Below are 14,605 nucleotides of genomic sequence, written 5' to 3' on the forward strand. Positions count from 1 at the left end.
GGCTTGATTTAAGAATTAATTTAAGAGATGATCGTCCCAGTAAGGATTGCTATTGCCATCGCCGAAGTTGCCTGTCCAGGGCAGATAACATTCGGAATAATAATTTTCGATAGCCAGGCCTACGGCTTCGGTCAACCCCGTCGACTCTTTCTCGATGTCCGCCCAGATGTCTTTCTTGTTATAGACAAGCGCCATGGATTCGACCTCCCCTTCAGGGAAACTGACGAGGAAGATCACCACGGTATTGACAAGAATGGGCTTGACAACAAGCGGGCTCCACCGGCCTTCGAAGAAATACTCTACTTCGAAGGTCTTTTCGAACGGAAGATGCTCCTGGATGGAGGAAGCGTATGGGATATTCTTTAACCTGTTGAGTTTTAATCGAAAACCTGACATAGTTATACAATTAAGGCATTACCATTTGTTCGGTTAGAAACTAAGGACAGACAGGTCATTGGTTAAAACACGATGTGCTTAACAGGATATGGTGGGAACAGGAGTGAAATTAATAGGTTTACGACTTCGCAATGTAGAATTAATTCTACAGGCGGTTGTTTTTTAATATTGAATTTAGCATTATTGTTCACTTTAGGAGTAAACACTTACCTGACAATGCAGGCCTGTTCTATACAAATATGCAACCACAAATATTATTGGCAGATGATCACAGCATGATTCGAAAAGGTCTGAAGCTATTATTGCAATTGCACCTCGGGTTTTCCGAAGTGTCCGAAGTGGTAAGTTGTAACGAGCTGATGAAAGAGCTGGGCAAAAAGAAATACTCCCATCTGGTATTGGACATTATTTTGTCCGATGGGAGCACACTGGAGATCCTGCCGAATATCCGCAAGCTCTACCCCGATCTCCGCATCATGGTCTTTTCCATGCAGCCCGCCGAGGTCTATGGCAAAGCCTTACGGCAATACGGCATCGAACACTATCTGCCAAAGACCACCCCCGAAGAAGAAACCATCCGTCTTCTGCGGCGTTTCTTGCTCAACGAACAGACTTCCCGGGATAGTCTTGACGTACGCTATCCCAACAACCCGTTTTCGGCCCTGGCCCCCCGTGAGCTGGAGATACTCCATTATGTGCTGAAGGGAATGGGCACAAAAGAGATTGCCGAGACGCTCAACATAAAAATGAACACGGTCTCCACCGTCAAGAACCGCATCTTCGAGAAAACCCTCACGACAAACCTGAAAGAATTGATAGAATTGGCTACCTTGTATAATGTTAATTATTAAGATAACTGGTTTATCTTTTTGGCTGTGCAGTGTTTGCCTTTTCCTATCGGCCCAGTCTAATTATCATATTCAACGTTTTTCCACCGACAACGGTCTTCCCTCCAACGGCATCAAGGGGCTGCAATGGGATGAAAACACCGGTTTCCTCTGGATCGCTACGGAGGCCGGGATGGTCCGTTACAACGGCGCCGATTTCCAGGTCTTTAATAAGGCCACCTCACCGGAAATGTACTCCGAGCGCATGCTTTTCCTGCTCCGCACACGGGATGGCCGCATCTATACATCGGATGAAGCCGGCGATATTTTCTTTGTCATGCAGAACAAGCTGCAGTTCGTCGGCCAGGTAAAGGTGGATACCCGTCCTTCCTCCTTTAAACTGACCGGCCTGGCCGCATCCGGCCGGTTGTTCAGACAGTCGTCCCAGCAGCCGCCAGCCAATTTCGGGTTCGATTGGTTCAACGAACAGCTGGTGCCGCTGGACGAAAACAGGCTCCTGTTGACCCATATCGGCCCGGATAGCATCAGCATATTCGATTACCGCGCCGGCCGGCCGGTTCCTGCCTTCCTTACTTCAGCAGAAAAGGGGTCCAGGCTGTTCTATCTCGATCACCACCTCTTCGTATTTCATCCCATCCATGGCTTCTGCCGGATGGATCCTGACACGCCGCGAAAAATTCCCGTTGCCCTGGAGGGGTGGTCGACCCTTTCGGGCAAACCCATCCTTGTTTGGGACAACGGGATGCTTAACCCGCTGCTGATAAGCGGCAGCAACGTATGGACCCTTCACTATACAGGCGAAAAATTACAGTCCCGGCTCATTTGCACCGCCCTGCCACGGGATGCGCTGCTCTCCTATCTGAAATACGACAGCGCCAGCGGCCTGCTTTTCGTGGGGACACAATCCAAGGGCATTATCATCATCCGGAAGAACGAGGTAAGGGCAGTGAAAAAAGCCGTTACGGTGCCCGAACAACCAACGGCCTATTACAGCCAGGTAGCCTTCCCCGCAGCCTCCCTGCTCACCGGAAGGGGTGATGTCCTGGGCGGCGCTCCGAATGGCCCGGCCGTGCGTGCGTTTCCAGGAGAATTCAGCAACTTCGTCCTTATGGACTCCGACAGCACCTTCTGGTACAGTTATGGAGACACCATTCACAGCTTCTCCTTCCGGACACACCGGTCGATGACTGTGCCGGCAGAACCCGGCGCCATCACCAACGGTTTTACCTGGTCGGAAGGCAAGCTCTACGTCGCCAATGCCATCGGCGTGGGCGTGCTGAGTGCCGGAAAGATCGATTACCAATACCGGTACCCGCAATCCAACATCAACAGTAATGTCCCCTTTTCCATGGTGGAGATGAGCCCGGGCTGCTTAGCGATAGCTACCTGCAACGGTTTGTTCCGCTACCACGTCGCGGGCCACCGCCTGGACACCCTATGGCGCATACCCGGTATTTGTGCGCGCGCCTTGTGGAAATACAAAGGTTATCTCTTTGTCGGAACCTATGGCCGCGGCATCTGGCTTTACCGGGATGGGGTCTTCCGGGAGATTCCGCTGGACAAGAAAAGCTATCTGCTCTACGCACATTGCTTCATCCCCGACAAACTGGGCTATTGCTGGATAAGTACCAACCATGGGCTCTTCCGGGCGCGGCCGGATGATATGACGGCGGCCTTTGACAAGAACTCCTTTGAAAAGGAGGACCAGGACATCTATTATCATTATTATGGCCGCGAAGACGGAATGGACATCACCGAGCTCAACGGGGGATGCACGCCATGTGCGCTGGCGTTGAATGACACGACGCTATCCTTCCCCTCGATGGATGGATTGGTATGGGTCGATCCCGAGAGGCCCATCCCGACAATACCGGATGGCGCCATCTATATCGACGCTTTCATGGCCGACAGCCAGCGGGTCAACATCACCAGTCTCGTAAGACCGCTGCTTTCCGCCAATACCCGCGATCTGAGCTTTAACCTCGCCTTTCCCGCCTGGGCCAACAGGGAAAATCTCCATATCGAATACAAATTAGACCCCTGGTCCAAAGATTGGGAAAAGCTCGACGGGAGCCATGGCCCGGAATTGCACTTCAGTAACCTGCCCTATGGTGACTACCGGTTACTGGTCCGTAAGACCGGCGGATTCGACAACGCCAACGTCGCCCTTGCCGTCAGCAGCTTCTATATCCGGCCGCATTGGTATCAACAACCCTGGAGCTGGCTGCTCAACATCTGTCTGCTGAGCGCTCTCGTCATAGCCCTTGTCCGCTGGCGGACCCGGCGATTCCAGATAAGACAGCACAACCTGGAAACACAGATCGCTGAAAAGACCCGCGAGCTGCAGGTGAAGAACGAAGAGCTCGAAAAGACCGATCTTATCAAGACCAGGCTCATCTCGATCATCAGTCACGACCTGGTGACCCCGTTGCGCTTCCTGCATCTGACCGGGAAGAACCTCATCGAAAAAAAAGAAGAGCTCACCGAGGGACTGCTCCATGAGGCCATTGCCGAGATGGCCAGCACCTCCAAAGAGCTGGAACTGCTCTCCACCAATATCCTCAACTGGATAAAATACCGCAATGAAGACCGGCGTCTTGCCAAGGAAAGCTTCGACCTCTATGAACTGGTGACCCAGTTGTGTGGCATTTTCAATGCCCTGGCCCGGCAAAAACATCTCCGTATTATCAATGGGGTCGACGCAGGCCTCGTCCTTTATCAGTATATCGAACCGGTGAAGATCGTTTTGTACAATCTGATCCTCAACGGGATCAATTTTACAACAGAAGGCTATATCCGCATCTGCAGCATTCGCGACCGGGAAGGCGTTGCCTTACAGATACAGGACACCGGGGTCGGGATGACACAAGACCAGATAAATAATGTCCTGGCCGACCAGATCATCATTTCCTCCGCTAATGTCGACAATCGAAAAGGCAACGGCCTGGGATATCTTATCATCAAAGACCTGATGAAGATCATCCGCGGAAACCTGAGTATTCGCAGCGAGAAGGAAAAAGGAACAACCGTAACGGTGTGGATACCCACCTAAGCAGACCCCGGGGTCCACTACGCATAGCCATCACAATAACGTATAGATAAGCAACACGGCCGCCGCAATGCCTATCAGAAAACAGATGAGCAGCGCTATGCCGCCCTTTAAGGAGATGGAAAATGGCCGGCGTTCTTTATCAGCTTTATCCATGAATGATCGAAGAGTTGTCCAGATACTGGGCTGTCGGGTGATAGATGAACAAACAGCTTCCTCCTTTCACGGCATGAATGATCCGGGCGCTCATCTCGATGGGCAGGGCCGGGCATCCCAGGCTGGTGCCAAGATTGCCGTACTCCTGCATATACGGCTCGCCGACATAGGAGGCCCCATGCAGCACGATATTCCTTTTCAAGGCCTTGTCATTGTAACCGGGATCAACCCCATCGAGCCGGAGAGAAAGACCATTGCGGCCAACATAGGTCCTTTCGGTAATATAGAACCCCAGGCTGCTTTTATAGGAATCCTCATCATTGGAGAAGGTGGAAGCAAATTCGTCACCGGAATTCTGCCCATGGGCGACATAAGTGCGGTAAAGCAGTTTTTTATGCTGAACGTCGATAACGTACATTCTTTTGCTGCGGGATGACTGGCTGAAATCACAAATGGACAGCACCGATCGCTTGTGAATGGCGCCCTTTTTCAGCAGGTTATGATACCCACGCCACGCGTATTCGAATGCCTTCTGATCCAACCCCGTTTCTTGCAGGTTCATGGCCGTATAGATCATCGCCGCCTGGTTGATCACCCTCCGGAGTTCGGCAGATATAGTAGTTGTTTTCGCTACTTCGGTCGTTCTTGCCACCTCAGTCGCTCTTATAGCCTCGACTTTTGTCGCCACTAGAGACGAAGTGGATTCCGCCTTCAGACCGGTGAAAGACTCCGGCATCGGGGCTATAGCGGTGGTGTTGGCGATGGCCGCAGTTACTTTCCCCACGCTCAGGGCCATCGGCGAAGCAACAAAAGCCTTCTCTTTGGGGAAGGCGCGCATCGCCACAACGGTTGGATGGTCTACATATCGTTTGATGACGGTAGCAGTAAAAAAGGACAGGGGCTTCTTTTTATCGTTCAGAAAGCTATCGCCACCGTCGTATTTGGTGTTGCCGTTTATCATGGCCGGCGCAGTCAGTATCATGGAAGATAAGGTAACCTTGAATAGGAGGTTGGTTAACAAGCGCATTGGATTTGGATTTAAGATAGGGTTAAGGATTGAATCATTCTCTCAAGGGCCGATCCGAAAACTCCGTCTTTCGACCAGGCCATTATCCCGGTATAAGTCATACCTGAACAAACCCGCATGGCAGAAATTGTACTTCTCGATGATCAACAGCGGATCACGGATCTGGCGTATCTCGAACAACAGCTCATCCTTGTCATCAAAGAACCTCACCTTATAACGCCCCAGGGCGTCTGCCGGTACGGTGATGACGATATCTCCGTTCTTCTCGCGACGTATAATGCCCGAAGGCACATACTCCAGGGCCGTATCCCTTTTGTATAACGTCTTTTCGGGGAGATTAGGTGTGTCGGAAGGGAAGGAATAAAAATAATTCCGGGCAGGAGCACCAGGGAGGTGCACCGGAATAAAAAAGAAGAGGAGAACGATGCCGGGAAAAAGCGCTTTTCCCGGTTGGGTCAACGGATAAAACATTGATCTACAGGTTTATCAGGGTCGGATCAACCTACGCGGTAACCGTGGGACCATCCTAGTCGGTACCCGTGGGCCGGTTGTTGCGCAACCCCCGGCTTTCCGGCAGCGGTTTCTCTTGCGGCTCTTCCAGTTTGTTGCCCTTCATAGGGATCACCGGATTGGTAATATCCTGAACTTTTGCCTCCAACAGGCAATATTCGCGTTGATTCTCCAACAGTTCGGCATGGGCCTGAACCATTTCCCGCTCGAGCTCGATGATCTTGCGTTGTTTACGGCTAATTTGTTTGCTCCTGGGCAGATAGCCCGCTATGACTGCGGCGACAAGCGCCAGGATAAAAACATAAATGTTGAGTGTTACGTCGAAAGTAGGCATAAAGGATCATTTTAATTCAAAATGAGATACCCGAAATGATCTGCACTTTTGCTAACCTCGACCATACATTAAGAGAGTACACTGGCTTTCAGTGCCTGAAGGGTAAAAGGTGCTCATAGAATACCGAATTTTTTTGTCCTATAAAAGTACCTTGCCGGGATACCGGCATTTACTCATTCACTAAAAAACACCCACTAAATGAGACAAATAGCCAGATAATCATGTGCTTATAAGAGGTTGTCCCTATCCTCTCCACCCCTTTTCCCCTGCTTTGGCAATCGTATTATTTCTGTTATATTTAATCTTCAAGGTTAAGGCACGATAAACATGTTTATCAGGTTTTTATTTTTTATTCTCCTATCTCTTGCTGTAATACCTGTCCTGTCTCAGCCCGACGTGGTCGATGGCTATTCGGTGCAGCATTTTACCGACGAAAACGGATTACCCCAAAACAGTATCAACGATCTCCTCTTTGATAAAGACGGTTATCTATGGCTGGCTACACAGGTAGGGTTGGTACGTTTTAATGGCAGCGCTTTCAAATTATTCTATCCGGATGATAAGCCGTTACTGGAATCCAATGTTGTCTACCTGGGAAAGAACGACGAGGGTGTCATCTATTTTCAGACAGTCGATCGCAACCTTTATCGTTACGCCGGTAACAACAGCCAATTCCTCAGCCCCGTCAATTCTCCGGCAACCCAACGCCCCTTGTTGTTGAATGCACAAAAACAGGTGTTCGACTTCACCCGGTTTCTACAGGATGCCCGGCCTGCCGGCGAGACCTTACGTCGCAGGAGCCTGTTCCAACAGCTCTTTGCCCACCCGGAGAATTTTTTTGTGGCGGATTCCGATCGGGTTTATCTCATCGATGAGGATAGCCTTTATTATTATGACGGCAGCCTTCTCCATCTGCTGTCGGCTTCCGAAGGGCGCGCAGCCCAATGTCTCCTCTACGACCGGCGGCTGTATGTCCTCCACCACGATTCAGTGACGGCCGTCTATGACAACGGCAACAAAATACACGGACCTGCGCGCATCGAAGGTGACAAAATAGAAGGGAAAGCAATTATGAGGGACCCCGACCCCGCGGTCTATGCTGCCCGGCTATTTTCGTGTGGCCGGATGAATCACCTGCTTGTTGATCATCGTTTGTACCGCCTTTCCCCCGAACCAAACGGGCACATCCGGGCGAAGTTGCTCGTCAACCTGGACTTCATCTCCAACATCTCCTCCATAGAATACAATTCCGGTCTCGATCTGCTGCTGATCTCCACCGATACCGAAGGCTTTTATTTTCTCCGCAGGAATCATTTCCGCATCAGTGGCTGGCCCGTGGAAATGCAGCATCAGCTATCCCGGCATCTGTTTGGGCCCATGGCCCTGCATGACGACAGGGAAATTTTCACTGATAAATTCATTTTTACACCTGCCGGCGCGTGGTCCCCGGTGCAGCGCAGTGGCCTTACGGGGCAACATTGTCTCTTCATCGATAAAAAAGAAACCATCTGGACTGCCCGCAATGACACGCCGTGGAAGCTGACTACCGCCATGGTTCCGGTAGCAACGATGCCACCCCTGGATGCCGGCATCGTAGATTATGCGGAAGATGACAACGGCAGCCTCTATTGTCTCACCAAGCGGTCGCTATGGCGGCTGGAATCCGGCATATTCCGGCGGCTATATACCTCCGCTTCACAGGATAGCCAACGGCACAACGAAGCCATGGCCTTCGCCGGCGGTCACCGGTTGTACATCGGGACTACGAATGGGCTCATCGGGTACGACCCGGCGATCAATGAGGCGTATGTTATCCCTGAATTATCCGGCGCGCATGTCCGGGCCATCCACCGCTGCCGCGACGGATCGATCCTTGTCGGAACATATGGCGAAGGATATTATTATTTTTTCAACGGGCGTTTCTACCGGATGCCGATGGATAAGAACGGTTTTCTGATCACGGCGCACTGCTTTCTCGAAGACCGCCGGGGATATATCTGGATCCCCTGCAACAAAGGCTTGTTCAAGGTTCCCAAGGCCGATATGGAGGCCTGGTGCAAAGGCGAAAATGATCAGCTTTTTTATTATTATTACGGCCGGCAGGACGGGTTGCAAACAAATGAATTTAACGGTGGATTCAACGCTTGTGGCGTAATAACGTCTGAAGGATTCGTCTCGCTTTTGTCCATGAAAGGGATGGTCTGTTTCTACACAGACTCCCTTCAAACCGATTTTCCGCATGGCGCCATCGATATGGCCGATCTCGAAATAGACGGCAAATCCGCACCGCGCACCGATACCATCGGTTTGTCAGCGGGCTACAACAGTCTCGTCCTGGCGATCTCCAGCCCCTATCTTGGCAACCGCAACAATCTCTATCTTCAATATCATCTGTCAGGATTCAACGATGAATGGAAACAGCTGCCCGAAGACGGGACTCTCAACCTGAGCCGCCTCGCGCCCGGGAACTATACCCTGCGGGTGAGGCAGGTAAACGGCTTTGGTAAGAATAATTATCAATACCGGCAGTGGAGCATCGTCGTGCCGCCCTATTTCTACCGCACCACCTGGTTTCTGAGCCTGGTGGGACTCGTCGTATTGGTGTTGCTCATCCTGTTGGTGCAGCTACGGATAAAGCTGGTGGAAAAGAAACAGAAATTACAACATTCCGAACAGGCGCTGCTGAAGACCAATAGACAAAGGGAAAAGCTCATCTCCCTCGTCATCCATGACCTGCGGTCGCCCTTGCGTTTCCTGACGACGCTGGCCGGCGACCTGCATGACAACCAGGCTAGTCTCTCGACGGAGGATGTGAAGGATCGTACCTATTGGATAAAAAAGGGGGCGCAGGATGTTTACCATTTCTCCGAAGACTTCCTGCTCTGGGTAACCAGTCAAAAGGATAATTTCAACCTTCGCAACCAGCTTTTCTTTGTGCGCCCCCTCTTGCAGGAGGTCTACGATTTCTACCTCGAGCAGGTGTTGCAAAAAGGCAACCGGCTCACCTATGAAGCCGATGAACAGCTGCAGCTCTATTCCGATCCCCACCTGGTGCTCACCATCATCCGCAATCTGACGGACAATGCCAATAAGTATACCAGCCAGGGCGAAATTCGCATCACCGCCAGGCAGGAAAGGGACGATGTGCTCATCCTGGTCGCCGACACCGGCCTGGGCATGAGTCCGCAACAGGCTGCCGCCTTCATGGGGGAAAGCAACCTGGATAATGTCAAAAGCGGAAGCCAATTAGGCCACCAATTCATCGTCGATCTGACCCGGCGGTTGAATGGGACGCTTTTTGTCGAGACGGGGGAAAAGACGGGCACAACGGTGACGCTGCGCATCCCGATAGGGCTGCCTGCCGATGCCACAGTCAGCTGATCAGGCGAGGCTGTCAATCTGCTTTTTGTACTTACCCGGGGTGATCTGATACACCTTCTTGAAAGCAAGGATATAGTTACTGATGCTGGAATAACCTATTTCATATGCGATCTGGCTGATAGACTTCGCGTTGTCTGCGATCATTTCCTTGGATTTCTCTATTCGCTTATTCCGGATATACTCGGATATGGTCATGCCATGAATCGACTTGAAAAGGAAGTTGAGCCGGTGATAGCTGGTATAGGTCTTTTTCAGAATAGAATCCACCGTAAAGGTGTCCGAACAATAGTATTCCGAGATATACGATTCCACTTCCCGGATGAGGCTCAGGTCATCTTCATTGTCGATGTCGGAGACAGGGTTGACACCCAGCAGGCTCCGGTGGCGATTGCAGAGAAAATATTCCAACAGGCCCAGCGCGCAGTTCTGCATATTAAGCAGGTGTTGCCGCTTTTCGGGCAGGGCGATCAGTGCGGACGAGAGCAGGGACAACTGTCTTCTACCCAGCCGGCAGGTGATGATATTGGATTCTTCCTCCAGCATCTGGTCGATCTTGACAAACTGGGGATTGTTGCCAAGGAAGAATTTGATCCATTCGGCAGGGATGAACAGGACAAGGGCAGTGAAGGAAATGGCGCCGGCTGAACGGAAAACCATCGGCCGGCCGGCAACGCTCATCAGCCCCAGGCCGGGACTGGCCGGCTGTTCCCGGTTCTCAGGCTGGAGACCCGGTTTGATGCGTAAGTCGCCTTTGTGATTGATAAAGGTGAGGGTAAATCCTTTTTCGGAAAAGTCGGGAAGGGCAAGGTCCAATTTTTCTGTCGATTCCTTTACCACGGCGGACCGGAGGCCCACCGGAAGGGACAACACCTGCCAATGCAAAGCCCTATCGGTTTTTTGCTGGTCAGGATCCTGGGATTTCATAGTCATGCATTTCTGGGGTTAGAGTTAAGGGTCAGGTATTTGCTTAATGGGGGTTTAGATAATGCCAGGGCGAGAACCCGTACTCCTTCTTAAAAGCCAGCGTGAAATGGGAAGGATTGGAATAACCGATCTCGGTAGCTACCACCTTTACCGGCACCTTATTGTCCAACAGCTTCCGGGCGTGCTCCAATTTATTCTTCTGGTAATATCCAAAGAGGGTCTCGCCGTAGTATTTCTTGAATTTGGTCTTAAGACTGGTGGGGCTCATCGCCGAAATGCGGGACAGTTTCTCGATGCCGGGGAACTCCTTTTTATAATGCAGACATAAATGCTGTTCGACCCGGGAAAGACTGTGAGTATCCTGGAGACTGAGAGCATTCCCATCCCTGCTGAGCTTGTCCATCACAAAAAATTGCTGGAGAAGATATTCGATGAGCACCGAAATATTGCGAATGGTGAACAGCTCCCGGAAAGGGTGTTGCACGATCTCCGTCATGAAGTCGTTCAGAAGGAGACGGTATTTAAACGTGATAGGCCAGGTAAGCGTTACCGGGCCATCGGGAGATTGCAGGATAGTAGCTATAGTGCCGGCATCGAAATCTTTGATCAGGTGGTCCAGGCTGGCCTTGCGGACCCGGACGATAAGCGAACGGATGATCCTGTCCTTGGGAAAGACAAAAGTTCTGCCCTTTGCCGCATCGGCAATGGACACGGCTGAGTGCCCTCTTTCGTTGCTAACACCCAGTTGGTTGACAGCCATGTCATTATCTCCTTTACCGGGGATCTCTATTTCATCAAAACCTAAGATATAGGAAGCAGCTTCGGGGGAAGGGAGGAAGCGGATGGTCAGGTCTTCCGTCAGCATGGAAACATTGATTGCCAACACCTCTACGCCGGTGGCGATACCTGCGACGGTGGCAAAGCCTTTACCTGTTTTTCCAGAAAAATAAAGCACCGAATCGGATACGATACAAGATTTGTCTTCTGCGATCACCTCAAAACATTTCAGAAAGGATTCTGAATTTTCAAGAGATACATAGCTCATTGCGTAAGTTTTAATCGCCTGTCAATAGCAACTTCCTCCTACTACTAATCACCGACAAGGTATACAATTAGCCCTTCTCGCTGTTATAGTAAAAGCATGAATTGACGGTAGTTTTTTTACTATACATGCACCGGTAAAAATACTTAGTTATACCAATCGAAGGTCTTTTTACGTTATAAAAATGTATCGATCGGTTATCCAAAGTAAGAATTTTTGGAAAAATTTACTATCGGATCCGATTTATGCATAAAATCCATACCCAGCTATGAACAATTCTACAAAAAAGGACGGCCCGGATACCGACCTGCGTTCTTTACTAAAAAACCAGCACAAAAAGGTATACTCCATCTGCCGCCTTTTTGCCCACAATTACAAAGAACACCAACATCTTTTTGCTAGCATCATTGCTGCCGCTTCCCAGAACATCCGGTCGCGTAAGGCCAACAGCGAGGACAAACAGACCATGCTGCTGAGAGCCTGCATCAATATGGCAGCGCTGCATTCCATCAGCCTTGAAATGGAACCCGCCGCCGACCGGACCATACAATTTAAATCTCCTGATTATCAGCGCTGTATAAGTCAATTCCGGGAGACAATGGGGTCTGTTTCCGATATTGACAAGTTTCGGCTCTTTATGGAATTTGAAAAGGTATCGCCTGAGGAAATGAACGGCCTCACCGGCATCGACATCAGCAAACGGACCGCCCCCGCAAAAAAGGAAAGTGAAACTGCCCGCAAGAACTTCATTCCCTACTTAAAGGAAAAACTGATATGGAGCTAAAGAAGTTGCTGCAGCAATGGAACAGTTTCCCCGAGCTTTCCATGGAAGAAAGACCTGTCCTGTCCTCCGACCTGGAAAAGATCGTTGTGAAGAATCCTTTGTCTAATGCCTTCTATCTGAAGAAAAAGCTCACCGTACGCATAGCCATTATCTTCGTATTATGGCTGGTGAACAGCTGGCAGTTTCGCCATCAGTGGCTGGCGGATGGCAACGAACTCTATCCCCAGGGATTGCTTTTCATTCTCCTAACCTATTCGCTGTATTTTCATATCCGGCTGCTGCTCTTCGCCGACTACCCTACCCTGCTTGCCCTGCCGCTGCTTAATTTTTTAGGCAAGCTGGAAACGATCCTGGACAAGTATATCCTGTCGTTCCGGCTGGTGAGCGCCATCGCCGGGTTCTACCTGCTCTTCGGGGTGGAATGGTTACTGTCCCGGCTCAGCACCGGTGCCTATAAGACCCTCAGCAATAATGATTGGTATAAATGGCTGATCCTGATCTTTCTCTCCGTATCTTTCTATATCCTCCTGCTCCATACCATCATTCCCCGATACCTGAAAGTGCTAAACACGGTGAAAAAGTACAAGGAAGGCATCAACGCCAAGGCGCCCGTGAAATAAAAAGAACGAAACCTTTTTTTGTGACTTCCCAATATAACTAATATCCTCTATATTTGGGTCAGTTTCCCTTAATACAAGAACATGCAGAATATCTTAATCGCAGATGATCACTCCATCGTCAGGGCCGGCCTAAAACTTTTAATCAACAGCTGTATCAAGGATGTTGCTATCGATGAGGCCGAAGACGGTGAAGCTGTTATCAAAAAAATGAAATCAGCGCATTTCGATCTGCTGATCTTGGATATCAATATGCCGCACACCGAATCCTTCAGTCTGACGGCCTATCTCCTGAAAGAATATCCGGGTTTGAAGATCATCATCTTCACGATGAACCAGGAAGTCTTTTTTGCTAAAAGGTTTTTGAAGATCGGAGCGCACGGTTACCTCAACAAATACTCGAAAGAGTCGGAGATAAAATACGCCATTCAGAAGGTGTTGGGCGGAAAGCGCTACATTAGCGACAATCTGGCCGAGATACTTTCCGGCGAATTGACCAAGAAATTAAAGGATAACCCCTTTGAAGACTTGTCCGACCGGGAATTCGAAGTGGTGCTGCAAATGCTGAAAGGCAGTTCGGTCTCCGAGATCGCCAATACCCTCAGCCTCCACAAATCCACTGTAGGCACGCACAAAACGCGTATTTTAGACAAATTGAAGATATCCAACACTGTGGAGCTGATCAACCTGGCGCGGCTCTACGAAATCATATAGGCTAAAGTCTAAAGATCGAAGAATTTCTCCAGCGCCTTCCTCACTCCGTCGTTGTTGTTAGTATCGGTCACATAATCAGCGATGGCCTTGATGTCATCCGGAGCATTGCCCATAGCTACCCCCTTGCCGGCAAATTGGATCATTTCGATGTCGTTGTAATTATCCCCCATGGCGACGATCTCCGTAGGGGCGATGCCGAGCCGCTCGCTGACAAAACGGACGCCGTTGGATTTTGAGCCGCGGGTATCCATTACTTCGAGATAGGTAGCCTTGGAAGGATAGATGTTCAACCGCCCGTTGTAGAGCGATCGCAGGTGCTGCTGGATAATCGCTATATTCGCGGGTTCGCTCATCACCATCATCTTGTTGGGGCCTATTTTCCGGGCCGACCATCCTTCGACCAGCCGGCCAATGGGACCAACTTCGATGGGCACATCCATGATCTTTTGTTCGTGATCGGTCCACGCATCCTTCACTTCCGAATACCATTCCCGTTGCAGATAGTAAGCGATGGTGGCCTTGAAAGGTCTCACCTGCTCGGTCACTTGTGTGGTCGTTTCCAGCGGGATCATCGCCTGGAAGACGGGTTGTCCGTTCTCAACGATATAGCTGCCGTTCAAAGTGATCACCGGCGTATGCACAGGCAGATCGAGTCGGCGGAAGGTGGGCACGACGGCATTGAGGGGCCGCGCCGAAACGAGGATCACCGGAATGCCTTTGGCCGTAAGGGTTTTGATGGTTTTGATCGTCTCTTCACTAACAGAATGGTCAGACCTCAGCAGAGTGCCGTCCATGTCGAGGAATACAGCTTTATACATTCGTA

14 protein-coding genes are annotated in these 14,605 nt (G+C 50.4%); 6 read left to right on the forward strand and 8 right to left on the reverse strand.

Annotation, left to right across the window (positions count from 1 at the left end):
* Positions 1–15: 15 nt before the first annotated feature.
* A complete protein-coding gene (locus tag IEY39_RS03725; protein ID WP_188928658.1) occupies positions 16–396 on the reverse strand; it encodes a hypothetical protein in 381 nt (126 codons plus the stop codon).
* A 239-nt stretch (positions 397–635) separates the two neighbouring features.
* Between IEY39_RS03725 and IEY39_RS03730 the strand changes: the two genes are divergently transcribed.
* Together IEY39_RS03730 and IEY39_RS03735 are read left to right on the forward strand one after the other, a co-directional pair.
* Positions 636–1,247, forward strand: coding sequence for a response regulator transcription factor (locus tag IEY39_RS03730; RefSeq protein WP_229688754.1), 612 nt, complete (start codon positions 636–638; stop codon positions 1,245–1,247).
* On the forward strand, positions 1,234–4,296 hold the full coding sequence (locus IEY39_RS03735; RefSeq protein WP_188928661.1) for a sensor histidine kinase: 3,063 nt from the start codon (positions 1,234–1,236) through the stop codon (positions 4,294–4,296). The genes IEY39_RS03730 and IEY39_RS03735 overlap by 14 nt, the downstream gene beginning before the upstream one ends.
* Positions 4,297–4,326: 30 nt before the next feature.
* Here the strand turns inward: IEY39_RS03735 and IEY39_RS30050 are convergent, their stop codons facing one another.
* The 4 genes from IEY39_RS30050 to IEY39_RS03750 are packed head-to-tail and all read right to left on the reverse strand — an operon-like array spanning position 4,327 to position 6,320.
* Entirely contained in the window at positions 4,327–4,449 is a 123-nt protein-coding gene (locus IEY39_RS30050; RefSeq protein ID WP_262892844.1) for a hypothetical protein, read from the reverse strand.
* Positions 4,442–5,476, reverse strand: coding sequence for a murein L,D-transpeptidase catalytic domain family protein (locus IEY39_RS03740; RefSeq protein WP_188928663.1), 1,035 nt, complete (start codon positions 5,474–5,476; stop codon positions 4,442–4,444). The genes IEY39_RS30050 and IEY39_RS03740 overlap by 8 nt, the downstream gene beginning before the upstream one ends.
* A gap of 42 nt (positions 5,477–5,518) precedes the next feature.
* Positions 5,519–5,947 (reverse strand): hypothetical protein, encoded by a 429-nt coding sequence (locus tag IEY39_RS03745; RefSeq protein WP_188928665.1) that lies wholly within the window; start codon positions 5,945–5,947, stop codon positions 5,519–5,521.
* 55 nt (positions 5,948–6,002) lie between these two features.
* The gene (locus IEY39_RS03750) at positions 6,003–6,320 is read right to left on the reverse strand and encodes a hypothetical protein (protein WP_188928667.1); all 318 of its coding nucleotides are present in this window, start codon (positions 6,318–6,320) and stop codon (positions 6,003–6,005) included.
* A 327-nt stretch (positions 6,321–6,647) separates the two neighbouring features.
* Between IEY39_RS03750 and IEY39_RS03755 the strand changes: the two genes are divergently transcribed.
* On the forward strand, positions 6,648–9,701 hold the full coding sequence (locus IEY39_RS03755; protein WP_188928669.1) for a sensor histidine kinase: 3,054 nt from the start codon (positions 6,648–6,650) through the stop codon (positions 9,699–9,701).
* Here the strand turns inward: IEY39_RS03755 and IEY39_RS03760 are convergent, their stop codons facing one another.
* Positions 9,702–10,625, reverse strand: a complete 924-nt coding sequence (locus IEY39_RS03760; protein ID WP_188928671.1) for a helix-turn-helix domain-containing protein — start codon at positions 10,623–10,625, stop codon at positions 9,702–9,704.
* Between the two features lie 43 nt (positions 10,626–10,668).
* A complete protein-coding gene (locus IEY39_RS03765; protein ID WP_188928673.1) occupies positions 10,669–11,670 on the reverse strand; it encodes a helix-turn-helix domain-containing protein in 1,002 nt (333 codons plus the stop codon).
* Between the two features lie 265 nt (positions 11,671–11,935).
* Here IEY39_RS03765 and IEY39_RS03770 point away from each other — a divergent pair, with 265 nt between their 5' ends.
* The 3 genes from IEY39_RS03770 (at position 11,936) to IEY39_RS03780 (ending at position 13,782) form a co-directional block, all read left to right on the forward strand.
* Positions 11,936–12,451 (forward strand): hypothetical protein, encoded by a 516-nt coding sequence (locus tag IEY39_RS03770; protein WP_188928675.1) that lies wholly within the window; start codon positions 11,936–11,938, stop codon positions 12,449–12,451.
* Complete coding sequence (locus IEY39_RS03775) at positions 12,442–13,071, forward strand: hypothetical protein (RefSeq protein WP_188928677.1); 630 nt, start codon at positions 12,442–12,444, stop codon at positions 13,069–13,071. Before IEY39_RS03770 ends, IEY39_RS03775 begins: the two co-directional genes overlap by 10 nt.
* An 81-nt stretch (positions 13,072–13,152) precedes the next feature.
* A complete protein-coding gene (locus IEY39_RS03780) occupies positions 13,153–13,782 on the forward strand; it encodes a response regulator (protein ID WP_188928679.1) in 630 nt (209 codons plus the stop codon).
* 8 nt (positions 13,783–13,790) lie between these two features.
* Here the strand turns inward: IEY39_RS03780 and IEY39_RS03785 are convergent, their stop codons facing one another.
* Positions 13,791–14,600: a Cof-type HAD-IIB family hydrolase gene (locus IEY39_RS03785; RefSeq protein ID WP_188928681.1), complete on the reverse strand. Its 810-nt coding sequence runs from the start codon at positions 14,598–14,600 to the stop codon at positions 13,791–13,793.
* Positions 14,601–14,605 lie beyond the last annotated feature (5 nt).

Source organism: Puia dinghuensis (genome assembly GCF_014642875.1).
Taxonomy (GTDB): Bacteria; Bacteroidota; Bacteroidia; order Chitinophagales; family Chitinophagaceae; genus Puia; species Puia dinghuensis.